The sequence below is a fragment of the Bacillus sp. Cr_A10 genome (genome assembly GCF_029222665.1).
Taxonomy (GTDB): Bacteria; Bacillota; Bacilli; order Bacillales_A; family Planococcaceae; genus Psychrobacillus.
In genome coordinates this window covers 361,172-385,729 of the sequence record NZ_JARHXR010000009.1, presented here as the reverse complement: position 1 = coordinate 385,729, position 24,558 = coordinate 361,172, and the positions used below count along the sequence as shown (strand labels likewise).

Genomic DNA, 24,558 nt, shown 5'->3' with positions numbered 1-24,558 from the left:
TAATTCAAGAAAATAAAGTCTGTTCCCTAAAACCTTGGAAACAGACTCATAATATCATTATCTTCCTAGTTTATTATCAATTTCAGTTGTATCTACATTCTCCCCAAATAAATCTTTTAGTTTATTTTTGGCTTGCATTTTAATTTCATCATCCACATATAAAGCTACTTGAACTAAAGCGAATATTACAACACTTAAGTCATCAGCATATCCTACACCAACTGCTAAGTCGGGTATAATATCTAGAGGTAAAATAAAGTAACCTAAAGCCCCAACAATGGTTGCTTTAACTTTTAATGGTACATCTGGCTTTTGAAGTGTGTAATAAAGTAATAAAACGGCGTAGACTACAGAAGTTCCAGCTCTTTTAGAAAATTTTTGAACCTTAATCCAAAACTTTTCCTCTGAGAAATGCTCTTCGTGTTGGTTTATATCTTCAGCATTCAGTTTTTCTGCGTCATCTTTTAACTCAGCAAATAGTTTTTCTTCAATTTCAATTTCGTCTACTTCAACAATATTAGTTGAAGATAATTCGTCTAGATCTGTTTTCTTCTTAAATAGATTTTTTAACATAAAATCACTCCAAGGATTAGTAAATTACAAATAAATTATACATCATATTTATCCATTTATCATCAGATCAAATACTCTTGATCTTAGTAACAAAAATGATTAGATTCATTTCTACTCATTTCTCATTTCCTACTTATCCTTATTAACTTTTTTGTTTCTGTTTGTTTTGGAATTCAATATATCGTTTAAGTGTGAGGCGATAATGAGAGTCTTCTGAATACTCCCTATCGACAGTTGCTAACAAAGAAGGAGTAAGCTCTGTTTCTCCATTATATAAACCTTTGTTAAGGATCCCGTTCCACCGACTAATATAATCATTTACAGATTTGTCTCCCAAATGATAACTCTTTCTTAAATAATCCCCAAATTCCATACCATATCCCTACTCTCACTATTATTTACTAATATATTTATTCACTACCATCTGCTTCTTTTCCTTTAAAAAGTGAGCAAGGAAATTAAGAATTAAGAACTTCACTGTGCAGTAATAGTCAAATGCGACATATGAACTCCCATTTTCTTCTTCAACTAAACTGCTGCGTTAGTTTAACGTGTAACATTTCACAATGGATCGCCGAAACCTACTTGATGTTTGGACATAAAAATAGACCATCGAAATGATGGTCATGTTTAACTAAAGCACCCGTTAGTTGAAGAAGCACCTTCTCTATTATTACACATTGTGGTCGTACAAAAACCACTTGGCGTTCAAAACCACTGACTGATTTTCGTTCGATCGAAGAAACCTAATCGCTGTAGATTTGAAATAAAGTTTGATCAATAATACCTCGCAAACCCATATTTTACGATAAATAAAAGAATCCATTTTGAAAAAAGATTGGTCAAAGTGTATTCTTCTCCAGCAGATTTAAGTATAAAAAAGTTTGTTCATTTTATTATCTTTTACTCAGTTTGAAATAATCTTGCATTATCAATTAATAGTGCTGCAAGTTCTTGATCGAACCAATATATTTCACTTCTTAAAAATGTTATAGGGTATTTTTTTTTGTAGCGAACCTGTACTCTTGTCCATTCTGCCGTAATTTCATAAGTTTCACTATGGTTATCTATAGGACTAAGTTTTGTATTACCTAACTCCCAAAGTGTTAATTGAATTTTTCGAGTTATATCTTCTTCATTTTTTACGAACGCTTCAAATACAAATTCATTTTCCATTTCATTATCTTTACGTAAAACCCATGAATCTTGATGTATACTTGGATCTCCTACATTGCCTCCATTATTATGTGCATAAATATACTGCCATGTTCTATAAGACTTATTAAAGTCGGTGTGTAAAGAAAGATGTCGACACCTTTGTTCCTCAGCTCGCCATCCCAATAAATGCAGAGTATCATCTCTGGTAGGTTCTTTTGAGTCTAAATATGGGTTCAATTTTGGGGACAATGTGATATAAGCCTTGTCTATTAAAAGATTCTCGGGATCCCGATCATACCAATAAATTTCACATCGAATACTTGTTTCATCAAACTGCTTTCTATATTTAACGGTTTGATGCACCCATTCATCTCCAATTTCTAGAATACCTGTACTAGCTTCACCATTCTCTATCGCACCTCTATCTGAAGGTCTAAGTTCATAAATAACTAATGCTACCTGTCTACCTGGTTTAAGGGACTTCAACACTACATCAAAATCAATTTCAGTATCTCTTTCAACAGTATTGAATGGAGTATCTTTAACAATACTAGCGAAGGCAATATTCGGATCTTTCATTCCTCTGTCATTTATCGCCAAATATTTTCTAGTCTTATCCTCTAAATCTTCTATTATTGAGTAATCAGAACACCTTGGAAAATCAAATCCACCATAAAGAAGATCCGGGGTTTTGCTATTGAAATTAGGGTTATTATTTATTTGTGCTATTTGTATTAAATTTAATAATTTGTCGCGATATTGACGATAGACTGTTAATTTCCGTTTCACCTGACTTAAGTATACAGATCTCCATCTTTCTACTCTTGCAAATCTTTCGTTATGTGTTAGAAGGTGCTGATACCAAGCATTAAATATTGTACTCTCCAGGTCCCAAGTTAGTTTTAAATTTTTTTCATATATTTCTAATATATTGCTCTCTAGTTCATATCCATACAATTCATTAATTTCTATATACGAAGCAGTCATTAAACAAACAATTTGAGCATGTAGTAGATATGTTTCTTTTATAATTTCATCTTCTAGAGGTGTCGCCATTTTTTCTATAATGAAATTTTCTGTCCCTTCTAGTACATCTCTACATCCTTTTTGGAAATTAGGTACACCATCTTGACCGGTTGAATTTTTCATATCGCTATAATATCCGACTAAGGATTCATACTGTGCTTTAAACTGTTCGACCCGCATACTATCAATGTACTTCCTCGTAAACGATGTAATTTCATTAATTATCTGTTCCATCATTTTTTGTTGTTCTTTCTTTTGTTTTCTTTCTGCTTCTATGGCACTATATTTTTGATATAAAAAAACTAATACCTCATATTCTGGATCCATATATATCACCCTATCCTAAATAATTTGATTTTTACTTAAAATATTCCCATAATATTTTCTCCGTATACTCTTTTGTTTGAGGCATAGCAATAGTCGATTAATTTCCTGTTCTCTAAATAGCTTATTAAATCTTCTACATTCTGGCCCTTTAATGCAAAAAAGCGCAGATCCATACTCTGGAAATGCGCCCGTTAATTGAAGAGACGAGTTCCACTTATAATGCATTAAATTCGGAGGAATTCATAATTTCTATGGAAGAACTCGTTATTGGCATCCCTATACTCCGCTTTGACTGCTTCTTCAACTAACCAGTTGCCCAGATACAGCTTAATATCTGGAATACTCTATAAAGCAACTGTGAGGAATCACCTAACCTCATCATCCTTCAGTTGAATTAAACACCCTTTTACTGCACATACTTTACAAACTAGATCCAAATCAGTCGGGAAAGTCTGATATGGTCCTAGTCTTTTTTGTATTATCTTTTTATTTTGTATGCATATATTTCTAATAACTGAGCAATCTATTTATTGGGTGACGTTACACTTCCTTAAGACCTTCAATCGGAAGGTCTTTTTATTTTCTAGTCACCAATTTCTCTAACCATTTCCTAGGGTTCTACTTATAATTTTGTGATTTTTGAATATAATAATATAAATAACTGTGAGGCTTCCTATCTAACTTCTAAAATTTACTGCCTCAAGGTGTTAAAGACCTTCATGCAAAAGGTCTTTTTTTGTTTTAGGACATATTTTGTTCGGCTTGTGTTCAGGATTTAACTTTCAGAGTATTTTTTTGGCCTACTAAACCACACTAATGTGGTTAAGGAGGTGAACAGTAATGATGAATAGTAACAATGAATTTGGTGATGATTACAACTATGAAAATTTAAATTTGGAATATCTAAACTTAGATAGAAATGACCCAAACAATATTCGCAACAACAACAATAACCGAAATAGCAATAACAATATCAATCCAAATGATAGATCTGAGTTCGGTGAGGATTTCAACTTCGACAATTTAAACGAAATAATCCTAAATGATCAAAATCTAAATAATAATAGTAATAATAATGAGCGAAACAACAATAAAAACAACACAACAACTAGAAATACTTAGTTAATACAGTCATCCCTAAATATAACATTAGGGATGACTGTTCCTTTAGAGAGTATAATCAGTCTCAGTTTTACATCGCTTTTTGGTCGAACTGTTCATTAAGCTGCGACTACTTCTTCATAGCTTTTCTAAATAATTTATCTATTCCTCTTTCCTTTCATGTTCCCTTTCATACATAATTTCTTCGTCTCTCTTTGGTTGTAGCCCCAAAAAATCTCTTAGATTTTTAAAATAACTTCAAACTTTATTGGACAATCATACAGACACCCAGAGATAATCTGAATATCTTATAGAGATTTAAAATAGATTGCCAATGTGAGTGTGTTGAGGGATTGGCAGAACAACTTGAGCAACATATAGGCGAGCTCGTTGTCGTTTTTGAAAAGAATGCTTTTGTCCAAGGAACCATAAGAGATGTTATCGATGATTCTATGCTTGTAATGGAAAATATAACCAAAAATATAGGCGTCGGAGCATTAGCTATAGGGTATAGTGCCCCTACAATATTTATTAGCATTTGTGAAATCAAAGAATTCCTTACTTTTGTTCCAGGCTTAAGTACGATTACAACACTAGATAAATTAAATTTTTCGTAATTAATGTGAGATTAGAAGGTGGTAAACCAGATTTATATGGTTTACCCCTTTTTATTAATACAATCTTATTTTACTAAGACACCTGAATTAGAACTTTAAAAAGGTCATTTACTGCCTATACTGATGAATAGTTTGTGTCAAATGCGACATAAAAACTCCCATTCTCATCTTCAACTAAAGCACCCGTTAGTTGAAGAAGAATCCTTCACAATCTCCTTTAAAAGTATGTAAGGTAACTCCTAATCAGACAGCCAAGACCAATCAATATATAAATTGTTTTTGTAAACCAATATGGAAATTTATCTGACCAACTCATTATAAATTCAAGAATGACAGAACCACTTGAACCAAAACCTTCTTCTTTATGAATATTTTTATTGTGTCTAATCCCAAAAGCTATAAATCCTATACCGAAAATTAATATTAAAATACTTTCCATTTAAAATTCCTTTCTAAGTTTAAAACCCAACTACGGTTTTAAACATCATGAGTCGCTTATTTAACTAACCTGCCCCGTTAGTTAAGTGTAACATTTCACATTTTATTGCCGAAAACTACTTGTAGTTTTGAACGTAAAAATAGACCATCGAAATGATGGTCTTGTTTAACTAAAGCAACCGTTACTTGAAGAATATATTCACTCACCTGACATAAATATTTAAAGTCTCAAAGACTATTTTTTTTGCATTAACTCCCCCGTTAGAAATCCAAGACCCGAAAAAATCAGCGCTTCACCACAGAGAATGAAAATGGAATTCCAAGTCCATAATGTTTAATGGCTGAAGAAGAAGATTCTTGAACTATCGGTACCTCTGATATTATGTATTAGTTACCTTAATACCCGTCCTTGCAAAATATGAGACAGAGACCGCTAAAATTCATGCTACTTCTTACACTGTTCTTTCTTCAACAAACTGAGGGAGTCCAATAAGAACGAAAAAAGGGTAGCACAGGTTCAATTCTCTCATTTATCTTTATCTCTGTATCTTTTAATATCCATTCAGCAGCGGAAAACAAATTATTGGCAATCTAATCGTTCCTCAAGAAGTACTGAGAGGGATTCTCTTTTTAATGCAACCATGCTATCTTTAAGGTTTGTTGGAAAGGAAGGTTTTCTCCTTATTCGTATTCCTTTGGTATAGTGTAAAAAATTGGGGGTTGATAGGATGTTTTTCTTGGGACTGTCCCAGCAGTTGCCCGTAAAAATTTTAACGGTGGCTCTGCTGATTACACTCACGATTTATTTGATCCGCAAATCCATCAAGCTTTTCTTTGAAAAAACAAGCATCTTGGATGAAAAGCGAGAAGAGACATTGATGCATTTTGCCAACCAGGTGACAAAGGTATTGGGACTGGTGTTCTTCTTTATTTATGTGCTTAGCCATTTCTTCGACCTGGCAAAGCTTGTCACTGGTTCGGTCGTGTTGGCAGGTGCCTTGGCATTGATACTTCAGCATATCATCCGCGATTACATTATGGGGTTGACCTACTTGTTTGAGCGCCAGATCCATCACGGGGATTATGTCATTATCAATGGGAACCGTCAGGGAAAAATCGAGGAAATCAGCATGCGCCACCTAAAGATCCGCCAGTATGACGGATATCTCTATTCGGTCTCCTATAGCAACATCTCGGAACTTCAGAACGGGAACCGGGGAATGCGCCGGGTGAACGAAAGCCTTATCCTCAACTATAGGCAAAATCCGGACGATGCTTTCAAGGTGATGGAGGAAGTAGCACAAACATGCAACGAGAAATACGGTGAATACCTGTTGAAGGATGAGAACGGCGTTCCAGTGGAGAGTTTCAAATTCAACCAAATCACCGAACTGAACGTGGATTTCAGGGGTCACCGGTATTCATTATCAGGTCTTGTGAAGGAAGCGGATTTCGTTGAAATGAGCAAAAAAGTGAGGTATGAACTGGCGATGGCTGCCTACAAGAACGACTTGATGATGGGAGAGAGCCTCAACACAAGCCATTAAAAATACTTTTTAAAGATAAGGTGGATGAAAGTAAATTAAGTTACTTTCATTCACCTTGTTTTTCCCTATATTATAAACAAAATAACTACTATAACTTGCCTTTGCTGATTTCACCATTGTTTTTCATGTAAATCATTTCTGCAACTTCCCCGTGTTCTAGTACCTTCAGAATAATAATACGCACATTCCTTCCCTACTTCTGTTTCATTTGTTTTATTTTGCACGAGAAAATTTTGTAAGTTTTATCTATTTCGCCAACCATGTATTTGGCAACAATTAATGATTCCTCATGTAATTGCTTAGTTATAGATTGATAGATTAACTAGCAAATCAAGAAGAATTTATTTTTTATATTCTTGTTTTTGTAAATTTACCACTCAGCCGCCTCTGTTTCCATTTATAACCTTTTTATAATATAATAGTAGATTCAAGTTCTGAAGAATATGAAAAGAGAGGAGATATGATGCAATGAAGAATAATAACAAATTATGGAGTGGAAATTTTTTGCTATTATGTTTTAGCAATTTTTTTATGTTTACTAGCTTTTATATGTTGTTACCAACTTTGCCTGTTTTCTTAGTAGAGCATCTTGATGGTACAGAACGACAAGTGGGGTTAATTATCGCATTTTTTACAACAGCTCAAATATTTGCTCGCCCTCTAGCTGGGAGATGGTTGGATGAAATCGGGAGAAAGAAAGTGTTTTTGTATGCACGTATCGCCTTTTTTGTATTAATGTTTCTCTATTTAAATATTCCGGGACTACTTTTATTTTTCCTTTTAAGATTAATTCATGGGTTTAGCTTTGGAATTGCTACAACAGCATCGGGAACAATGGCAGCTGATGTCGTGCCATCTGAACGTCGTGCTGAAGGAATGGGGTATTACGGAGCCTTCGTCAGCTTAGCACTTGTAATAGGTCCTTCATTAGGGGTATGGATTATGAATAATGGGAATTTTAACGTTTTATTTATTTTTTGTTGTGTTCTAGGTGGAATTAGCGCTTTCTTAGGAAATTTGATTAAGGTTGATGATCATACACAAAAAAACGGTGGAGACCAAAAACGGTCGCTTATGGAAAAACTTGTCGAACCTAAAGTAATACATATCTGTATTGTTTCTGTCATGATCGTATCTGTTTATGGCGGTATTGTTTCGTTTATTTCTCTTTATGCAAAAGAATTAAAAATGGTAGAAGCATCGGGATACTTTTTTGCTGTTTATTCATGTGTGCTATTAGTAATAAGGCCTCTTACTGGAAAAATATCCGATAAATACGGAGCTTCATTTGTCATCTATCCGGGAATGTTATTGTGTATCGTAGGAACGTTTGTGTTAAGTCAATCGAATACCCTTACTATCTTTTTGCTTTCAGCATTTCTAATAAGTCTTGGATTAGGTTCTATACAACCAAGCTTACAAGCGCTTGTAATAGACGCTGTGCCTTCCGAACGTAGAGGTGCCGCCATAGCTACTTATCTAATGTCAGTCGATTTAGGTATCGCAGGTGGAGCCTTTGTCTTAGGTACTATTGCAAATTATATTGGATACAGCGGTATGTTTTTGTCTTCTTCTTTATTTGTATTTGTGGGCTTATTGGTTTATGGACTATATCAGTTGCGGCAAGTTAAGATGCGAAAAGAGGAATTTCTACAAGACACTAAAAACTCAAGTGCACTATAACTGGGATGAATTAGATTAAATGAAGTAAAAGGAGTAACAAAAAAAACAGTGAATTCACCATATTCGGTGAAATTCACGTTTTTTGTGTAATTTTTTACTTTTATTGGAAGATAGCTGGCGAACTAGAGCAGCATAAGAGTTTCACAAAGGAGGTAAAGGAAGGATTACTTTCTATGATTCCTCCATTCCATTATGAAATAAGAGCAAGAGAATGGACTAGTGGAAGTAAGTTAAGGTTACCCCAAATAGTTTCTATAGACTATAATAACCGACCTACTCAATTAAGAGTAAGTCGCTAATTGTAATCATATAATTTTTTTGTACTGCAATTTATTTGTAGCATAGAAAAGCGATTCTTATTAAAGAATCGCTCCCGATTACGGAATATATGTAACTTCCTTTATATGTTGATCCAAAGAAAGTAACTGAATTATTGGTTTAAATCCATATGTTATTTTCAGCAGTTAGTTTTAAATTAGTTTCACCAGTGTTGACTACACCTTTAGGCTCTACCAGCATTATATGGCATTCCTTTTCAGCATAAGGCTTATGTTCCACACCTTTTGGTATCACATACATTTCTCCTTTGGAAAGTTTAACCTCTCCATCGCGGAAAGCAATGGACAACTCGCCGTCTATCACGATGAATGCCTCATCGGTGTCTTTATGATGGTGCCATACAAAATCCCCCAAAATCTTAACTAACTTAAACTGATAATCATTCATTTCACCAATGACTTTGGGCGACCAGTGTTCACTGAATTTGGACAGTTTCTCGCTTAGATTAATAGCATTATAATTGATATAAATCCCCCCAGAACTATTCTTACCCTTATTTTACAACTTCGATAGATTAATTACTATTTTGATTAAGATCTCAAAAGTTTCTGCTGATCTTCAACAAAATGGCCCAATTGTTGAACAAAAATCAAACAGCACTCTTGAACTAAACTGGTGCGTTAGTTGAAGAAGAAAGATGGACATTATGTTTCGGTTGCTAAATAAAATGCCAGCAAATCTCTGCTGACTTAAATGACATCTTTTTTTAATAATCCGGACGTTCCTCAAAAAGAAAATTATAATTTCTTTTCAAAAAAGGTTAGAGATAAATTTTCATTTACAGTGACTTCTTTAATATTTTCAAAGCCATTCTTTATATAAAAACTAACTGCTGGAGTATTTTTGGAACCAGTCGCCACTTTTATTTTCTTAATTTTGTAATTATTTGTTACAAAATTTAAAAGCTTCTGGGCAATTCTTTTTCTAAAATGTGTTGGATGTACAATTAACCTGTGTATATCAACAACATCATTTTCAATTTTTTAATGATATTGCTCCACATAGGTCTTCATATTCGTAATAACCAAAGAATACTTCTTCGCATTCTTGCAATGTTTCGACGGTATCTCTCAATGGCGGCATTTCATTGGTACCGATTATTTCAGCCTCTACCATATAGGATGGTATTTGAATGTTTAATACATCCATAGCGTTATCTCTAACACTAATGTCAATTATTTTAATCAAGGTAAACCCTCTTCCAATTATTTTTTCTTTTTCAACTACCGAGTAAAGAAGCACCTTCTCTTTTATTCCACATTATGTTCGAACTGCGTACTAATCCGCTTTGACTGGGTATTGAATTTTTATAAAACATTTTTTGCAATAAAAATGAATGTCGCCCATATAATTCATAGTCTCTGTCCATGGTTTCTTACGACAATTTTCACATGATTTAGGTACTGCCATTCTTTCCACTCCTTTGCAGAGACAATTCAATAAAGAGAGACCTAAACGTAATTAAAATTTTAAATACATAAAGCTAATATTATAAAATTATATACCTCAGGAGGTTAAGTTATCTTCAAATGTGATATTTTCTTTAACTTTTGGGCAATCTTATTCCAATAATCCTAAAAACACCTATACTTAATTGAGTTAAATATAAGGAGTTGAAATTATTGAGTCTTATTTATCATGAGTTGAATCGATTAGTTAATGACTATTTTAAATGCGAAAACTTACTAATCAAAGAATATATACTAGTTGATATACGGCTCTTAACTGAAGCTCTATGTCTTATTGATTGACCTTTGAGAAACAATATTACCTGTCGCTTTCTGTCTTTTTTTATCTTATGAAGTTAGTTTTTGTAAAATCTCTTTCAAATAGTTCATATATAGTACATACTATGCTATAAGAATTATTGAAAGAGGTAATACCAATGGATTTGGTTAAACATGAAATTAATCGTTTAGTAGATGATTATTACAAATGTGAAATTACCCAGATAAAGGAACAAATCATTAATGATATTGATTTTTTAACTGAGGCTTACCTTCTTCATGTGGAAAAGAGAGAATTAGAACCTCCAATTAACCGTTAGGCTTTTAGTTTATTTCTCCTATAGACCTTCAATTGGAAGGTCTTTTTTTATGACGTAATTTGTTCGAAGTGTGCTATTAAACATATTTTTTTTTACACTCCTCCTTTATTTAATTTATAATAATAAGTGAGGAGTTGATTTTCGATTAAAAATATAAGTACATCCATTTATAAAGATATTATTATTACTAATTTGACAGGTTACATAACCACTTCCGATGTAAATACTTGGTTTAATTCATTTGAGAAAACTTCCTATTCCTTTATTAGTCAAGGAAAAAAGTATAAGTTATTTGTTAATCGTCAAGGTTATACTCCAGAACATTTTTCTGTACAAAAATTATGGAAAGATAAATTTTTTTCTAATAATATACTAGACAACACTATTGCAATCGCTTTTTTGTTAGAAGAAGGGGATATTTTAAATCACCTTCAAAATTCTAATACCAAGGACAATGTAGTATTCTCAAGTAACTATAACCAATTAATTGACTGGCTTAGTGCTTATAGATAATAAATTCTTATCTCTGTGGTGCCAAAAGGCAACTTTTTAAATTCACATTTTGTGTCAAATACGACATAAAACTTCTCCTTCACTTATTGAACTAACCTGCTTCGTTAGTTTAAGTGTAACACTTCACAATGGATTTCTAAGATCTACTTGAAGTTTTGGATAAATAAATAGACCATCTAAATTATGGTCTTGTTTCACTAAAGCACCCAATAGTTGAAGAAGCACCTTCTCTTTTATTACACATTATGTTCGGAATGTACATCAAATTTTATGTTTTCTCCTAAAACAAATGGTATAGTTTACTTAAAAATCAGGAGGCTCCATGTTTATGAAACTAGGAATTACTGTAATCACTTTAGGTGTCGATAATTTAGAAAAATCGTTGCGTTTTTACCGTGATGGCCTTGGCCTACCAACGGAAGGAATAGTTGGAGAAGAATTTGACCATGGTGCAGTTGCTTTCTTTGATTTACACTCAGGCTTAAAACTTGCTATTTGGAATCGCAAAGACATCGCGCACGAAGCAAAAGTTCCATTAGCCAAATCAAGCCCTACCGAGTTTACATTAGGTCACAATGTTAATAGTAAAGCCGAAGTCGATAATGTAATGGAACAAGCGAAACGGGCAGGTGCTACTATAACTGATCCTGCTCACGACACATTTTGGGGTGGATACTCTGGTCACTTCCAAGACCCAGACGGGCACTTATGGGAAGTAGTTTGGAATCCACAATGGGATACAATTGAATAACTCATCATTTAGGCTGGTAATTACCAGCTTTTTTGTTGCACATAGTGTGTCAAATACGACATAAAACTTCTCCTTCTCTTATTGAACTAACCTGCCCCTTTAGTTCAATAAGAAAAAAGAGCTTTACTCCTTCTTGAAGTAAAGCACCCGTTAGTTGAAGAACAATATTAAATTCTTTCCCATAACCTTTCTACGTTTCTTAGCACTTTACCATCAAAAGTTAATTTATATATAACTGGCATATCGAGATTTTGCCAAAAAGAAAAATCATATTTTTTGTCAAAAAAATTCATGATTAAAACCATTATATTTCCATGTGTACCGATAACGACATTTTTATCTTTGTACTTCTCTAATAAATTATAAGTGGTTTCTATACCTCTTTCTTGAGCAACCATGTTGGACTCTCCACCTTCCCATGAAAAGTTGAAATCCTCCCATACTTTAGTTATAGCATGATTAAAATCTTCGGCAGGGACTGTGGTTAAAATACGTTCTTTGAAACCATCTATAATTTCAACTTTGTTCTTTATGTGTTCAGCTATGCCTTCGACAGTTTGAACAGCTCGTTTATACGGACTTGAAACAACAATATCTATTTTCTCTGTTTTTAATAATTTAGTAACGTTGGTTGCATCATTAAAGCCTCGTTCTGATAAAGGTCTATTTAATTCATCGGGTGTATATGTAGAGTGTGCGTGCCTAACAAAATATAAAATGGTCAATTTAATTTCAACTCCTAATTTAAATAATCCTATATAACATTTCTTACTGTACTAACCTGGCCGTTACCCCAATAACAAAGGAGCTGCCGCAACAATTCCTGGATCTATAACACCAGCAGCCGTTTGTATAATAATGACATATTTTATGAATTCAAACTTTCGATTAGAAGAAAAATACCAGTAAAACTCAAGAGAATATATGTAAATATCTTGAAAATCCGTTGATTCAGCCATTTGAAAATGATTTGACCTATAAACAACCCCAAAAATACGCCTGGAATTGCATAAAGACTTGATTCCCATATTAATTTATTTGTACCAGTAAAGATTATTTGAGTAATTAGACTGATAAAATATATAAACAGATAAAAAGCTAAAGTAGTTGCTCTTATCTTCCCTTTTTCAGTATCAGTTCCTGTAAAATAAAGCAATAACGGAGGACCAGGCATACCAATGCTTGTTGTTAAAAGACCAGATACCCCCCCAACTATGAAATCTCTAATGCGAGTTGGCTTTACTCTAAAGTTTAGAATTAACAGCAAAGTTAATACTAAAAGCAGTATACTAACTCCAATTTTAAATGCGGTTATATTAATGGAAATAAAGATCATTATACCAAAGGGTACCCCTACTGTACTCCCGATAATAAACCTCTTTATAATTGAAAAATCAATGTCTTTTCTTATTTTCCATATTAATGAAATTGAAATAATTAAAGATAAAATTATATTTATTTGTATGGATTCTTGTGGAAGAAATAACATTAACAAAAAAGGTGTCGCCATTATGGAAAATCCAAAACCTGTACTTGTTTGCAGGACAGAAGCCACTAATATAATACAAAAAAAAGATAATACAGTGCCCAAATTAACCTCCTATAAATTCAATCCAATTAATATTTTTCATTGATAATATTATCCTCTCTAATTCAACAAACCTGCTCTGTTAGTTCAATAAGAAAAAACGCTTTACCCCTTTTGGCAGTAAAGCACTCGTTAGTTGAGGAAGTAAGGAATTAATTTCCTTAAAATTTCATCTAACAGCTTGATTTAGTTTATGTTCTTCGATTAAGTCAATGTTTCTACCGTTAGTGGTATAACTTTGTAAATAAGAACCGATATTAGCATACATTTCAACATATTGTAACTCTGATATAGGTAGCCATTTAACATCTATTTGATTCGAATCTGGATTTTCTGGAAATTTTGGAGTCGTGTGGTTTATTATTTTGCATTCAAACATCATAACTAATGTATGTATTTTTCCAAACTTTTCAAGATTAAGATGTGGTGTATATTCATAAACAAAGGCTAAAGGACCTACTTCTACATCTATACATGCTTCTTCTTTGGCTTCTCTTTTAACTGCATCAGTAATAGATTCATTTGGTTCTGTTCCACCAGCAGGTAAATCATAGACGATACCTCTTATCGGGTCATTATATACTGTTAATAATATATTATTATTTTCTATGATAATTGCACCTGCTCGTACTCTGATATGAAACTGCATTTAATACCCCCCTATATTTAATTTCAAAAAGTTACATTATATCGATGAAAATGCACTTGATTAGTTTATATATTTCAACGTTAAATAATAAAATCCTTTAATTGTTCTTATTCAACTAAACTGCCCCGTTAGTTCAATAAGAAAAAGCTACCCTTACAGGCAGCTACTTGCACCCATTAGATCAACAAGACATTACTCAAATTTAATCAATTGAAATAACGCCATCTGTAATTGTAATAAAGTTTGCGTTACCACCGAAAATACAAATTATATAATCCCCATCCACCTTTACATCAAAAGAGGTTGTCAGTTTATCAGAAACGGCTGCAAAAAATACCTCTGTATATTTCCCATCTAATATGTATCCAACTCCAGTATGACTTAAGCCATCGGGGATTATAGTTAAATCCACCAATACATTATCTCCTTCTTTTAATTTCAACCCCTTACTTTCTCCATTTAATAAGAAAATATCACCATTGTGGCAAATCCATATTTTCGAAATAGTAGTTATTTGGAGATTTCTCATTTAGTGTAATATTAATTTTATTCCAAAGGTCTGTAAATTCATCCTCAAATTTAACTTTAGATATTTCTTCGGCTTCTTTTTCAGAAGTGTCCTTGTTGACTAACACTATGGTCAAAGCAGATATTCCAATAAGAAGTGCTACGATTATGATGCTAAACAGGTAAATTCTTTTTTTCATAAACTCATTCCTTTCACTAAGTCTTTTTCTTTAAAATTCCTTTATCATTACTGTTTCGACAACCAATCAATAGTTCCTGCTTATTGAACTAACCTGCACCGTTAGTTCAATAAGAAAAAATGCTTTACTCCTTCTTGAAGTAAAGCACCTCGTTAGTTTAAGTACATTTGAAACCGACAGTTATCCAAAATAATTATGAAACCACCAAACAACAAGGAACATACCCCCTATTCCCCAAGCTGTGGTACTCATTATCCACCAAATTATGGATTTAGCTGTTGTTGAACTTTTCTCGCCTTCCTTATTTACTTTTATAAAAGCGAGCTTACTTTCCATACTTTTTTTCATAGAAACGAGAACAACAAATCCGATTAGCATGAAACCAGTAGTTATCCAGAGTAATAAGTTCACCTTCTATACCCCCTTTTTTTATGAATTACTTTCCTTTAAATCTTCTTTATTGAACTAAACTGCCCCGTTAGTTCAATAAGAAAAAGCTACCCTTACAGGCAGCCCACTTGTTAGCTAAAGCACCCGTTAGTTGAATTAATTTGGAATTGATAATAACTCGAAATCCCCAATAAAACTCCCTGTACATTCGCTGAGAATATATTTTTGTATCTCTACTTCAGTTTCAACTATTACTTTTTTGCAATTATATTCTTCAACAAAACTACCATCTACACTATGAGAAACATTTACTTGTACTCCATCAAACGTTAATGTCCTAACTCCTCTTTGTCCCTCTGTCCCATACTGAATATACTTTATTATTGCTTCAGTTTGATTTTTCACATTCTTAACAAATCTGTCTAAACCCTCTAAATTTTGAATATCATTGTGGTCATTTATTACTTCTTCGATATTATGTGATTGACCTTTATTAACAAACAGTTCAGTTGGTTCACTTATTTCTTTTTTTGGTTCTTGAGAACATCCCACTAATGCAAAACACAATAATAAAGTAAATACCTTTTTTATAATTAACACCTCTTTCAGTTAGACATTAAATTTCAAATAAAGTTTCCAATCCTTATTCTACTATCCTGCTTCGTTAGTTGAATTAAAAAAAGAGCTGCCTAAACACCCCTTGGTCTTTAACTAAAGCACCCGTTAGTAAAAAAACGTCTCTAAATTCCTTTTATCCCATTAGATTCAAAAATCCAATTGTTAAAATCATTGACCCAATAGAAATTAGGCACACTATTACAAATTGATTAAAAGTAATCTTTTTTAATTTACCTTTTCTTTTCTGACTGTATAAAAACATAGTAAATATAATAACCCACGTTACCATTAGAATATAAAAAGAAACTAATATTTGATTTCACCCCCAACCTATTAATTTTTCCTGAATCTTTAGCCATCCATAACTTTATATAATTTACCATAGTGGTTTTATACAAGTTAGGTCGAGGATGCATTAGAGCTTGTTCAACTAAACTGCCCCGTTAGTTCAAGAAGACAAAAGAGCTACCTTAGCATCCCATGATCTTTTACTAAAGCACTCGTTAGTTAAAAAAGAATTGCTTAAAATTCAATTTTTTTCTTCGGAGAAATGGTTGGATGAGCTATTAATGCAGCAACCCTCTTTCCTTTTTTAAATCTAATGTGATTAAGCCAGTAAACCAGAGCTTCCGCATCGTAGTTAACCATATATCCTATCTCTTCATCATATTTCCAATACTTATGGTCATTGTTTCTATCGAAAAGCCATTCAAAAAATTCATCTTGAAGTTGACGAATATTTCTTCCTACTTTAGTAAGACATCGTACATATTGAGTATCAGGTCCTAAAGACACCTCTATAATCATTATTATTTCTCCTTTATGTTTTATGTTTTATGTTTTATTTTCTATTTTATTTTTCATTATTCTTCTTCAACTAAACTGCACCGTTAGTTTAAGTGTAACATTTCACAATGGAACGCCAAAATCTACTTAAAGTTATGGACATAAAAAAAGACCATCGAAATGATGGTCTTGTTAAACTAACGCACCCGTTAGTTTAAGTACAATTCTTCAAAAACTTTCAACACTAATTCATTATTATTTTTTTAAGTCGATGACAATAGGATCAAGCAAATACTTATCATGGCGAGTGTTCACGGAACTTGGGAGACCGCAGATCAGTTAAGGCTTAGAAACTTCGCATTCTAAGTGACAAGATTATACAGGTTATTTCATAGGAGAATAAAAATTCACATAAAAATATGCTTGGAAATGTATCTCCTAACTCATCGTTCTTATATAAAAAGAAACTCAATCAGGTTGTTTACTCTTTATCTTTCCAATATACTAAAAAAAGGGAATAAAGGGAGATGATAGAGTATGAAAGGAATATTTTACGTCGTTGCTTTAGTTGTATTTTTATTAACTGCTTGTGGGAATGAAGTGAATACTGATGAAACCGATACCTATAAAGTCTCACAAGGTAAAATAACGAATAAAAAACTTTTAATTAATCTAGCAGTTCGTGCAGAAACTATTATTGAGGAATATGATCGATTAGATGGTGTAGAGGTAGAATATGCTCAAATTAGAGCTGATAAGCATCCTGAATTAGAAAATGATGAAACTGAAGATATTTATAAGAACGTTTATTATATCGATGGCGAGTATTCATATCAGGGGAGAAACTATGACTTCGTGTGGTGTGTCTCTTTTGATGAGAACAATACTGATTCTGAAGGACAAGTTCTCCAATATACATCTGATAAAACAGGGCAACAAATAAATATTAATAGAACACCACAAAATAATTAATATATTTACTCCAATTATCATAGTTCTTTTTTTATCCAGCTTTCTTTTTTAAAAGGCTATGTTAAGTTTATTTAGAATACATATAAAAATGAGCTAGGAAATGTATTTCCAAGCTCATTGCATTTTGCTTACCGTTTTTTACTAATGCACCCGTTAGTTGAATAAGGTTATCGATTTATTTTTAAGAGGCATACTTTCAAAGTTTCTCCATTTACGTCTTCTTCCACTTGCTCATCATCTCTAACATCTTCAAACGGAAAGCCATCGTGATATGGAAATCTTAGAAACTCCCCAATAATAGGCTCAAGTTTATGTATAATCTCGATTTCACATCCGAATGGTAAGGTAGTGTCATAATCTGATATTAAACTAAACTTTATTTGTGCCGATTGCCAATCGAACCAAATATAGAAGAGCATTCCATCTCGATTATTTGAATCTCTTATTTGCTCACGTCTGTTCGTCATCACTCTTCGTAAAAAATCTATGAAATCTTCCATTACTATCTCAGTCGCTAATTCCTTGCTAATAGACATTGACCAAGTGTTGTTTGCTGTTTCTTCGGCTATGTCTTGCATACTATCGCCAATAAACAAAGGGTCAACAACTATTTCTTCAAGGGATTGAAAATACTCATTTTTATCCATAATTTCACCTTCTACAAATAGTTTTATAAGATCCATTTTACTACTTCTTGTTCAACTAAACTGCTGCGTTAGTTCAATAAGCTATTTTTATTCTATTACCTCAATTTTTTTTGCTCCAGCTTGAGCAGGATTAGATTCATTAATTCCACCATCAATCCATACATCTACTTTGTAACCTTTCCTTAAGCTACTGGTATCTTCATAACTTAAGTAGAATAGTGAAATCCTTTCCTTATCCAACTCTTGAAGTGTTTTATCTATAATTGTTTCATATTGTTCTGAAGTAATACCTTCTGCAACCAATATTTTTCCTTCATCTACTTCAAGTATATAACCTTCAATCTTTAAAACATCCTCTTTCGGTGTGGTTCTATTTTCTGTACATCCAGTTATTAAGAGAATAAAACTCAGCAAGATTAAAATTATACAAAAATACCGTAAAAGTTTCATTTTATCCCTCCTAAAAATAGGCGTTTTATCAAACAAACGTTTTCCTTTATTAAACTAAACTGCCCCGTTAGTTCAAATAAGAAAAAAGAGTTTAACTAAAGTATCCGTTAACTTAAACCTTTATAGGAAAAGTCAGTTTGATTTCGTAACCATTTACATAGTATACTATATGAGATTCGCTCAATTTACCTAACAAACACTTAAACGTATTATCCTCGACCGACCTCAAAAGAACTCCCTCTTTTTACCAACAATACAATACAGATTTTCTTTTTTAATTCTAAATACTCACTTTCTCCCTATATCTATCATCCTCATTTTCTAAGATAATATAGTAGATATATATGATTTAGGAGGAAGACTTACATGAAACTTACTATTTTATCCATTTTTTTTGCATTATTCTTACTTAGTTTACACTCACCTGTATATGCTTCTGATTTAGCAAGTAATACGGTCATACAATTAGAGGATTCCATTCTTCAAGAAAATTTAGCGTCATATGTTGACTCATGTGACCGTCAATATAACGAGAATATTACCATCGATCGAATATCCACCTGTTTGGAGAAAAATAATGGTACCTTAACGCTTGGGAGTTGGTATGCTGGGGATGTCAGGACTTTCAAAGGGGTGGAGAAATTGGCTGGTTTGCCTATTAAACAATTATCCATTCAAAACACCCATGAAAGTGGCCGTCCCACAGATCTTACACCGCTTTCAAAAATAAATAGTTTAGAGAGTTTGCAATTAACTGGTACTTACGCAAATGATTTCTCTCCGCTAGGTGCACTTCCGAATTTAAGAGAATTAGCGATCAACTCTACTCATAATCAACCGTTGCTTTCGATCTCCTTAATAGAGAACCTACAAAAACTTCGACTAAGGGGAAATCAAGTTACCTCGCTTGCTGGAATCGAAAGGATGCAACAGCTTAAGACATTGGCAATAAATGATGTCTCGATTCCCGATTATAGTGAATTAACAAAGGCACCACAGTTGACGGAATTATCTTTGTCTTTTAATGGCAGCTCTCATTTTTTACAGTCCCTACCTAATCTAGAGTCATTATCACTCTTTAATTCTATTGATAAGACTCAAGTCATTCAGGGAGATGACTTGAAAAAACTAACAAAGCTTAAGTATCTTCGATTGAATAGGTTCGAAGTGAATTATGACTTTCTTAATGTGATGCCAAGATTAGAGGAATTGTCGATATCATATTCATTAAAAGATACTAGTACCTTATTCAATGCGATTAATGAACCTTTGGTGCACCTTAGAAATATAGATTTAAGCGATAATAATGAACTTACTGCCATTGAGGGTGCCGAGAAATTGTCTTATCTTTTCCCGTCAATTGAAAAAATAAATTTGAGAGGAAATGAGATTACTGATTTATCGAATTTAGTTCAAACAGATATCCCTTATCAACATTTAGATGAATTGGATATAGATGGAAATAAGATTGCCGAAATCAATATATTAGGAGAACATGCTAAACTATTCCCTGCTTTAAAGACGATTTACGCGGAATCGAACTATATCCATTCTATTAGTGAAATGACCCAGCTACCAGTATTGCAATCATTGTTTGCCGAATACAATTTGATTGATGTCTCTGATGAAAAAAATCCGAAAAGGTTTGTAGGTTATCATCAATTTCAATTACGTAAACCAAAACCATTAGAAATGTCAATTGGCTTTGTGCATGACGGGCCAATTTTATCAAAATATTCAATTCAGGATGAGGATTGGATCGAGCGGATTAACTCAAAAAATTTAACGATAATATTTTCAAACCCAGAAGTCGCCGAATTAACGGAAAGAGGCAATATTTTAGCCAAAAAACAAGGAACAACAACCATTTCCTACTCTGTTAAAGGTTCAAATGACCCTTATTTTTCCCATTCCTTACTGTTAACAGTAAGGGATAAATACTATAAACCGCTAGATCCCACCATTTATGGGGAAGTGACTCTTCAAACGAACAAGATGACCGTACATGCTTTTGATGAAGACAAAGTGGTCGTATCTAGTAAGGGCAAGGTGATTGCAGAAGTTGAACCTTCTGGAATGTTAACATTTACACTTCCAAGCCTTGAGGGATTAACGGAATTACAGGTTTGGGCAGAATCAAAACTGGGGATTAAAAGCGATACGATTACCGTACCAATTTATATAACGGAGAAGCCCCAGATGCCAAATATTGATGATTTTTTCGATCATAATGAATATATTACAGGAAAAGCGGAGCCTAATACGACTATTTATGTTACTGCTGAAAGAAAAGATGGGTTGTTTCGGGACCAATCCCAGAAGGTAAATGCTGACGGGACATTTAAGTTCTATACCGGAAAGCTGCCAGGTGGTTATTCTCTTGTTTTTTTCACGAAAAATAAGGAAGGACGAGAGAGCGATTATATCAGTTCATCTGTACGTGATATTACGCCGCCTGCGGTACCGGCTTTTGATTCTGTGACAAGTGATTCAAAGGAAATTAGTGGTAAAACAGAAGCCAATGCAAAAGTAACAATCAATAAAATGTCTAGGTATATCGGGGACACTTTCGCAGATCAGAATGGCGTTTTCAAGTACTCGATTCCGGCTCCAAGCCCAGGAGATATCTTTACGGCTATTGCTGAGGATAAACATAAAAATAAAAGCAAGGAAGGAAGAATTGTTGTTACTTTGCCTATAAGGGAAGAAATTAAACCACGAAAGCCTGTCTTTTGGAAAGGTTTGGAGCTGAAAAAAGGCCAAAGTGGACTCGTTACAATTACGAAAAGGATCAATCTTTGGAAGCGCGAAGGCGATAAGCTCGTCTTCGAACGTGTATTAAAACCTGGAGAAGTATATCGAGTCTACCGGTATGACAGCAAGTATGGCGGACAATATGGCGTAGGGGGAAACCTCTTCATCACTAACATAAAGGGTTATCAGAAATACGAAACACCATCTAAGGCAGTGCTGACACAAGTAAAATAGAGGTATGGCTCCGCTCACCTTTTAATAATACAGTTTTCACGGGTCTGTCTTGGATTCAAATTTTTATAGAGGAAATAAGTTCTAAAATATAAAGCCTGTATCTTAGATTACCTTGTAATCATAAATACAGGCTCTTTTTAAAAATTTTCCTTCTTCAACTAAAGCACCCGTTAGTAAAAAATTATTTCTTTCTTTTATAGCGATAAAGTAGGAATATTACTGCCATACCAAGTAAAACACTTGCACTAACATATAAGAAAAGATATGACTTATTATTCTGACTATTGTTATCGGTATCAAATTTTGTTTCAACTGTTTTTTCTGGTTGTAATTTTAGAAAACCTTCGAAAAAAGTCCTTCTTTCATCATTTGTACCTTCAACTTTTCCGTTGTGAACTTGAATCACACCGTTTGGACCTCCAACTGGTATTAGGAAATCAGCATCCTTTCTTTTTTCTAAAAATAAGAGGAATTCTCCCTCTTCATTTTGAAATTCCTCAGCCCATCCTACATCATTATAGTCAATCCCTGCTGTAATAATTTGTTCAGAAATAGCTCCTTTATAAACATTTTTAACATTGAATTCTAAACCTTGAAAAACAAATCCACTGGGCTTTGGCTTACTTGTAAAATCATATTTACCAGTAATAATAACTTCAGCTCTATCAACAACCTCTTGTGGTTTTAATTCAACCCAACTTGTAGCTGAAACTGTAATGCTTATTATCATTATTGATATAAAGAAGCTAGCAAATAAAAGTATATTACATGATTTTCTCATTGTGTTTCCCCCTCTATTTATTGATTAGTCGTTAATGAATAGGAAAAATTACAACCTACTACAACTTTAATCTCAAAAGACTCAAGGGGATATCTCCAAATCCAGCAATAATCGTGTTAGAACACGGGTACCTCTCACTTAATTATCGATATTTCTAATCAAAAAGATCTCTAGTGCCTACTCACACGCCCTAGAGATCTTTTCTTAGTTATGAATAGGTAATTGACTACTATCTATCTAAATCGAACAAATGAATATCTAAACGAACTAAGTGCAGGTGCCTTAACAGGGGTAGCCAAAGTCATCAGACCAGCGGTGAAGCTGCTTGGCTTAAGCGAGGGGGTCCCTAGCGCCGTAGCGAATTCAATGGGATTCTTTATCCCGCATTAACTGGCAGTAATCCCCCCACTGATTAAAGGTCACTTTATGTCAACTTATCGTTACCAATTTTGAAGGTTATTTTGAATTTACGCGTGTAAAAAAACTCAAGACTCTTTTCAAAAAAGATTTTTGGATTTTCTTTTTTCTAGATAGGTAGTTATGTCCTAATTTATATTGTCTTGCTTCCTTTTCCAAGTCAGCCATCCGTTGCTTTGCATATTCTATATCGTTAATCGTAAACATTTTTTTTCTCCTTAAGGAGAAGTCCAATTATATTGTTAAGGTGTGGCTAGCACCATTCCTGTTAGCCACTTTTCACCTAAATAGTGTGTTGGCGACTCCAATTTATTTTTACCTACAAATTTATTAATCTGCTTACCACTCATTTTTGGTATCATCTTTTTTTTCCTCCTTCATTTATTATTTTTCCGATTAAACCAATAGCATCATTTTAGTCAACTGGGGTTTTTCTTTCCCCAACCGGTGCTATCCACTTTCGAGAGATTCCTTTATTAATAACTTTCTTCGCTGTTTCATGATCATCATCACCAGCACTCCTTTTCTTGTTATTATGTTTATATATGCAACACGCAATGCGTGAAAACACCAAAGTTTCTAAAAATGCACACAAAAGAGCACACGCTACTTTACATAAGCGTGTGCTCATAGAAAAAGAACGGCATAACATGCCGTCCGTATTAATTATTTATAAAAAAATAATTAGCGGTTGGGCACGAAATCACTATACGATTAATTTTTAAAGTTCTAAATGTAGTCATTTTCCGTACCTCCATTTCTAATTTGAATATCTAACTACTATAGGATATCATTACTTATTTCTGAATGTCAACACATTTCTGAATATTATGTATTATTTTTAGGATATCAGCGTCCAAAGCTAAGTAGCTTCCGCAATGGAAAAAAAACGTATAGATCCTTTGAATGATATGTTAGTACGTCGATTATTATTACTTTGTTCTAAACCAAAGTTTTTAGAAGAAATCGGATTAAAGTCGATCAGTCATTCGACAATTGGCCGGCGATTATCAGAGCTGAATACGTCCCATTTAGGAGATTTTCTCGGCCGTTTGGCTGCACATTACTGGCGTTTAAAAGGGGATGCTAAAGGGTTGAATGCCAACGTTGGTCTCTTTCGAATCATTGATGATACCTATATCAAGTTGCCTAATAACGCCGCAAATTGGACGGCAATCTCAAATGATTCCTGTGGAATCAAGCTACATGTCCGAAATGTCGTCGCTTCGCCCAATAGTGTCTTTCCGGAAAATATGATTCCATCTACGGGAAACGTAGCTGATTCTGACGCAGTCAATCACATTATCGACGCAGACGGCGCACTGTATGTGGACCGAGGGTATGCCTATGCCCATAAAACAAAATCGACGGTTGGTTGGAGAGGAATATACAGTTTCTCGTTCGAGTAAGAAAGAATCACTCTCCACTAGTATACTTTTTCAACA

Annotated in this window: 27 protein-coding genes; 9 read left to right on the top strand and 18 right to left on the bottom strand. The window is 33.5% G+C overall.

Going from position 1 to position 24,558, the window contains the following annotated elements; translation table 11 throughout:
- Nucleotides 1-57: 57 nt before the first annotated feature.
- Both P2Q73_RS08995 and P2Q73_RS08990 read right to left on the bottom strand, forming a co-directional pair.
- Nucleotides 58-573, bottom strand: coding sequence for a YkvA family protein (locus P2Q73_RS08995; RefSeq protein WP_275786098.1), 516 nt, complete (start codon nt 571-573; stop codon nt 58-60).
- Nucleotides 574-1,476: 903 nt separating this feature from the next.
- A complete protein-coding gene (locus P2Q73_RS08990) occupies nt 1,477-3,084 on the bottom strand; it encodes a hypothetical protein (protein ID WP_275786096.1) in 1,608 nt (535 codons plus the stop codon).
- An 840-nt stretch (nt 3,085-3,924) separates the two neighbouring features.
- On the opposite strand from P2Q73_RS08990, the gene P2Q73_RS08985 reads away from it, so the two are divergent.
- Together P2Q73_RS08985 and P2Q73_RS08980 are read left to right on the top strand one after the other, a co-directional pair.
- Nucleotides 3,925-4,206: a hypothetical protein gene (locus P2Q73_RS08985; RefSeq protein WP_275786093.1), complete on the top strand. Its 282-nt coding sequence runs from the start codon at nt 3,925-3,927 to the stop codon at nt 4,204-4,206.
- Between the two features lie 332 nt (nt 4,207-4,538).
- A complete protein-coding gene (locus P2Q73_RS08980; RefSeq protein ID WP_275786091.1) occupies nt 4,539-4,802 on the top strand; it encodes a hypothetical protein in 264 nt (87 codons plus the stop codon).
- Nucleotides 4,803-5,019: 217 nt separating this feature from the next.
- Here P2Q73_RS08980 and P2Q73_RS08975 read toward each other — a convergent pair whose 3' ends face one another.
- Nucleotides 5,020-5,241, bottom strand: a complete 222-nt coding sequence (locus tag P2Q73_RS08975) for a hypothetical protein (RefSeq protein WP_275786088.1) — start codon at nt 5,239-5,241, stop codon at nt 5,020-5,022.
- Nucleotides 5,242-5,968: 727 nt separating this feature from the next.
- Here P2Q73_RS08975 and P2Q73_RS08970 point away from each other — a divergent pair.
- Together P2Q73_RS08970 and P2Q73_RS08965 are read left to right on the top strand one after the other, a co-directional pair.
- Complete coding sequence (locus P2Q73_RS08970; RefSeq protein WP_275786085.1) at nt 5,969-6,787, top strand: mechanosensitive ion channel family protein; 819 nt, start codon at nt 5,969-5,971, stop codon at nt 6,785-6,787.
- A gap of 468 nt (nt 6,788-7,255) precedes the next feature.
- Nucleotides 7,256-8,470, top strand: coding sequence for an MFS transporter (locus tag P2Q73_RS08965; RefSeq protein ID WP_275786082.1), 1,215 nt, complete (start codon nt 7,256-7,258; stop codon nt 8,468-8,470).
- 438 nt (nt 8,471-8,908) lie between these two features.
- Here the strand turns inward: P2Q73_RS08965 and P2Q73_RS08960 are convergent, their stop codons facing one another.
- The 3 genes from P2Q73_RS08960 to P2Q73_RS08950 all read right to left on the bottom strand — a co-directional run bounded on the left by P2Q73_RS08960 (nt 8,909) and on the right by P2Q73_RS08950 (nt 9,997).
- The gene (locus P2Q73_RS08960; protein WP_275787426.1) at nt 8,909-9,274 is read right to left on the bottom strand and encodes a cupin domain-containing protein; all 366 of its coding nucleotides are present in this window, start codon (nt 9,272-9,274) and stop codon (nt 8,909-8,911) included.
- A 272-nt stretch (nt 9,275-9,546) separates the two neighbouring features.
- A complete protein-coding gene (locus tag P2Q73_RS08955) occupies nt 9,547-9,726 on the bottom strand; it encodes an N-acetyltransferase (protein WP_275787425.1) in 180 nt (59 codons plus the stop codon).
- Nucleotides 9,727-9,784: 58 nt separating this feature from the next.
- The gene (locus P2Q73_RS08950) at nt 9,785-9,997 is read right to left on the bottom strand and encodes a hypothetical protein (protein ID WP_275786080.1); all 213 of its coding nucleotides are present in this window, start codon (nt 9,995-9,997) and stop codon (nt 9,785-9,787) included.
- 697 nt (nt 9,998-10,694) lie between these two features.
- Here P2Q73_RS08950 and P2Q73_RS08945 point away from each other — a divergent pair.
- Together P2Q73_RS08945 and P2Q73_RS08940 are read left to right on the top strand one after the other, a co-directional pair.
- Complete coding sequence (locus P2Q73_RS08945) at nt 10,695-10,856, top strand: hypothetical protein (protein WP_275786077.1); 162 nt, start codon at nt 10,695-10,697, stop codon at nt 10,854-10,856.
- Between the two features lie 841 nt (nt 10,857-11,697).
- On the top strand, nt 11,698-12,120 hold the full coding sequence (locus P2Q73_RS08940) for a VOC family protein (RefSeq protein WP_275786074.1): 423 nt from the start codon (nt 11,698-11,700) through the stop codon (nt 12,118-12,120).
- Nucleotides 12,121-12,287: 167 nt separating this feature from the next.
- Here the strand turns inward: P2Q73_RS08940 and P2Q73_RS08935 are convergent, their stop codons facing one another.
- From P2Q73_RS08935 to P2Q73_RS08900, 8 genes are all read right to left on the bottom strand, one after another.
- The gene (locus tag P2Q73_RS08935) at nt 12,288-12,845 is read right to left on the bottom strand and encodes a histidine phosphatase family protein (RefSeq protein WP_275786071.1); all 558 of its coding nucleotides are present in this window, start codon (nt 12,843-12,845) and stop codon (nt 12,288-12,290) included.
- Nucleotides 12,846-12,988: 143 nt separating this feature from the next.
- Nucleotides 12,989-13,711 carry a sulfite exporter TauE/SafE family protein gene (locus tag P2Q73_RS08930; protein ID WP_275786068.1) on the bottom strand — a complete coding sequence of 241 codons (723 nt, stop codon included), beginning with the start codon at nt 13,709-13,711 and terminating at the stop codon, nt 12,989-12,991.
- 166 nt (nt 13,712-13,877) lie between these two features.
- Nucleotides 13,878-14,357: an NUDIX domain-containing protein gene (locus tag P2Q73_RS08925; protein WP_275786066.1), complete on the bottom strand. Its 480-nt coding sequence runs from the start codon at nt 14,355-14,357 to the stop codon at nt 13,878-13,880.
- A 202-nt stretch (nt 14,358-14,559) separates the two neighbouring features.
- Nucleotides 14,560-14,769 (bottom strand): hypothetical protein, encoded by a 210-nt coding sequence (locus P2Q73_RS08920; protein WP_275786063.1) that lies wholly within the window; start codon nt 14,767-14,769, stop codon nt 14,560-14,562.
- 61 nt (nt 14,770-14,830) lie between these two features.
- Entirely contained in the window at nt 14,831-15,064 is a 234-nt protein-coding gene (locus P2Q73_RS08915) for a hypothetical protein (protein ID WP_275786060.1), read from the bottom strand.
- A 180-nt stretch (nt 15,065-15,244) separates the two neighbouring features.
- The gene (locus P2Q73_RS08910; protein ID WP_275786058.1) at nt 15,245-15,475 is read right to left on the bottom strand and encodes a hypothetical protein; all 231 of its coding nucleotides are present in this window, start codon (nt 15,473-15,475) and stop codon (nt 15,245-15,247) included.
- A gap of 135 nt (nt 15,476-15,610) precedes the next feature.
- Nucleotides 15,611-16,021, bottom strand: a complete 411-nt coding sequence (locus tag P2Q73_RS08905; protein WP_275786055.1) for a DUF4362 domain-containing protein — start codon at nt 16,019-16,021, stop codon at nt 15,611-15,613.
- Nucleotides 16,022-16,594: 573 nt separating this feature from the next.
- Nucleotides 16,595-16,879: a hypothetical protein gene (locus P2Q73_RS08900; RefSeq protein WP_275786053.1), complete on the bottom strand. Its 285-nt coding sequence runs from the start codon at nt 16,877-16,879 to the stop codon at nt 16,595-16,597.
- Between the two features lie 516 nt (nt 16,880-17,395).
- Here P2Q73_RS08900 and P2Q73_RS08895 point away from each other — a divergent pair.
- The gene (locus tag P2Q73_RS08895; protein WP_275786051.1) at nt 17,396-17,830 is read left to right on the top strand and encodes a hypothetical protein; all 435 of its coding nucleotides are present in this window, start codon (nt 17,396-17,398) and stop codon (nt 17,828-17,830) included.
- 167 nt (nt 17,831-17,997) lie between these two features.
- Here the strand turns inward: P2Q73_RS08895 and P2Q73_RS08890 are convergent, their stop codons facing one another.
- Both P2Q73_RS08890 and P2Q73_RS08885 read right to left on the bottom strand, forming a co-directional pair.
- Entirely contained in the window at nt 17,998-18,513 is a 516-nt protein-coding gene (locus tag P2Q73_RS08890; protein WP_275786049.1) for a hypothetical protein, read from the bottom strand.
- Between the two features lie 51 nt (nt 18,514-18,564).
- The gene (locus P2Q73_RS08885; RefSeq protein WP_275786046.1) at nt 18,565-18,927 is read right to left on the bottom strand and encodes a YobA family protein; all 363 of its coding nucleotides are present in this window, start codon (nt 18,925-18,927) and stop codon (nt 18,565-18,567) included.
- 366 nt (nt 18,928-19,293) lie between these two features.
- Between P2Q73_RS08885 and P2Q73_RS08880 the strand changes: the two genes are divergently transcribed.
- Nucleotides 19,294-21,915, top strand: a complete 2,622-nt coding sequence (locus P2Q73_RS08880) for a leucine-rich repeat domain-containing protein (protein WP_275786044.1) — start codon at nt 19,294-19,296, stop codon at nt 21,913-21,915.
- A 181-nt stretch (nt 21,916-22,096) separates the two neighbouring features.
- Here the strand turns inward: P2Q73_RS08880 and P2Q73_RS08875 are convergent, their stop codons facing one another.
- A complete protein-coding gene (locus P2Q73_RS08875; protein ID WP_275786041.1) occupies nt 22,097-22,696 on the bottom strand; it encodes a hypothetical protein in 600 nt (199 codons plus the stop codon).
- Nucleotides 22,697-23,152: 456 nt separating this feature from the next.
- On the bottom strand, nt 23,153-23,320 hold the full coding sequence (locus tag P2Q73_RS08870; protein ID WP_275786038.1) for a hypothetical protein: 168 nt from the start codon (nt 23,318-23,320) through the stop codon (nt 23,153-23,155).
- 671 nt (nt 23,321-23,991) lie between these two features.
- Between P2Q73_RS08870 and P2Q73_RS08865 the strand changes: the two genes are divergently transcribed.
- A complete protein-coding gene (locus P2Q73_RS08865; RefSeq protein ID WP_275786035.1) occupies nt 23,992-24,522 on the top strand; it encodes a hypothetical protein in 531 nt (176 codons plus the stop codon).
- Nucleotides 24,523-24,558 lie beyond the last annotated feature (36 nt).

Excerpts from the sequence above, each read along its gene's own strand:
- P2Q73_RS08865 (WP_275786035.1), top strand. The coding sequence starts at position 23,992 with ATGGAAAAAAAACGTATAGATCCTTTGAATGATATGTTAGTACGTCGA.
- P2Q73_RS08900 (WP_275786053.1), bottom strand. The coding sequence starts at position 16,879 with ATGATTATAGAGGTGTCTTTAGGACCTGATACTCAATATGTACGATGT.
- P2Q73_RS08895 (WP_275786051.1), top strand. The coding sequence starts at position 17,396 with ATGAAAGGAATATTTTACGTCGTTGCTTTAGTTGTATTTTTATTAACT.
- P2Q73_RS08885 (WP_275786046.1), bottom strand. The coding sequence starts at position 18,927 with ATGAAACTTTTACGGTATTTTTGTATAATTTTAATCTTGCTGAGTTTT.
- P2Q73_RS08890 (WP_275786049.1), bottom strand. The coding sequence starts at position 18,513 with ATGGATCTTATAAAACTATTTGTAGAAGGTGAAATTATGGATAAAAAT.
- P2Q73_RS08945 (WP_275786077.1), top strand. The coding sequence starts at position 10,695 with ATGGATTTGGTTAAACATGAAATTAATCGTTTAGTAGATGATTATTAC.
- P2Q73_RS08990 (WP_275786096.1), bottom strand. The coding sequence starts at position 3,084 with ATGGATCCAGAATATGAGGTATTAGTTTTTTTATATCAAAAATATAGT.
- P2Q73_RS08970 (WP_275786085.1), top strand. The coding sequence starts at position 5,969 with ATGTTTTTCTTGGGACTGTCCCAGCAGTTGCCCGTAAAAATTTTAACG.
- P2Q73_RS08995 (WP_275786098.1), bottom strand. The coding sequence starts at position 573 with ATGTTAAAAAATCTATTTAAGAAGAAAACAGATCTAGACGAATTATCT.
- P2Q73_RS08880 (WP_275786044.1), top strand. The coding sequence starts at position 19,294 with ATGAAACTTACTATTTTATCCATTTTTTTTGCATTATTCTTACTTAGT.
- P2Q73_RS08925 (WP_275786066.1), bottom strand. The coding sequence starts at position 14,357 with ATGCAGTTTCATATCAGAGTACGAGCAGGTGCAATTATCATAGAAAAT.
- P2Q73_RS08975 (WP_275786088.1), bottom strand. The coding sequence starts at position 5,241 with ATGGAAAGTATTTTAATATTAATTTTCGGTATAGGATTTATAGCTTTT.
- P2Q73_RS08965 (WP_275786082.1), top strand. The coding sequence starts at position 7,256 with ATGAAGAATAATAACAAATTATGGAGTGGAAATTTTTTGCTATTATGT.
- P2Q73_RS08875 (WP_275786041.1), bottom strand. The coding sequence starts at position 22,696 with ATGAGAAAATCATGTAATATACTTTTATTTGCTAGCTTCTTTATATCA.
- P2Q73_RS08985 (WP_275786093.1), top strand. The coding sequence starts at position 3,925 with ATGATGAATAGTAACAATGAATTTGGTGATGATTACAACTATGAAAAT.
- P2Q73_RS08915 (WP_275786060.1), bottom strand. The coding sequence starts at position 15,064 with ATGAAAAAAAGAATTTACCTGTTTAGCATCATAATCGTAGCACTTCTT.
- P2Q73_RS08940 (WP_275786074.1), top strand. The coding sequence starts at position 11,698 with ATGAAACTAGGAATTACTGTAATCACTTTAGGTGTCGATAATTTAGAA.
- P2Q73_RS08870 (WP_275786038.1), bottom strand. The coding sequence starts at position 23,320 with ATGTTTACGATTAACGATATAGAATATGCAAAGCAACGGATGGCTGAC.